Source organism: Candidatus Hydrogenedentota bacterium (assembly GCA_016791475.1).
Lineage (GTDB): Bacteria > Hydrogenedentota > Hydrogenedentia > Hydrogenedentales > JAEUWI01 > JAEUWI01.
This window is the reverse complement of record JAEUWI010000485.1, coordinates 1-513: the sequence shown is the minus strand read 5'-3', so window position 1 is coordinate 513 and position 513 is coordinate 1. Positions and strand designations below refer to the sequence as shown.

Below are 513 nucleotides of genomic sequence, written 5' to 3'. Positions count from 1 at the left end.
CAGCGCGGTGGTGATTGCCACCCAGCGCCACGGCCTGCTCCTGTGGCCGGGCTCGAACGGCCCCGCCCGGCCCCTCGGTCGGGAGGGCACACCCGTGCTCGACCTGGCCCTGGCGCCCGACGGACAGACCCTCGCCAGCACCGACAAGGATGGCCGAGTGTTCCTCTGGGACATGATCAGCGGCGAGCCCCTGCATGCGCCCTTGCTACGCCATGCGGGGCCGGGTCTGGCCCTCGCCTGGGCACCGGACGGCAAGCGGCTCGCCAGCGCAGGGTGGAAGCAGGGCGTGCTGATCTCCCGCACGGCCGCCGCCGACTGGACCACCCTGGCCTGCGACCTGGTTCGCCTCAATCCGCCTGAAGCAGACGCCCCCTCCGGCGGGTGCCCATCGCCTGCAAAGCGCCCTTGACATTGGCACATCGCGATCTACGCTGATGAGGCAGGCTGCATTTCTCCCGCACCCAAGAAGCCCTTTGTCATAGCGCCCTCGCATTACGGAAGTCCCCCCTCCTC

The 513-nt window shown here is 70.0% G+C and carries 1 protein-coding gene; it reads left to right on the top strand.

What is annotated here, in order from left to right:
* Positions 1-10 precede the first annotated feature (10 nt).
* Positions 11-409 carry a hypothetical protein gene (locus JNK74_30380; GenBank protein MBL7650476.1) on the top strand — a complete coding sequence of 133 codons (399 nt, stop codon included), beginning with the start codon at positions 11-13 and terminating at the stop codon, positions 407-409.
* Positions 410-513 lie beyond the last annotated feature (104 nt).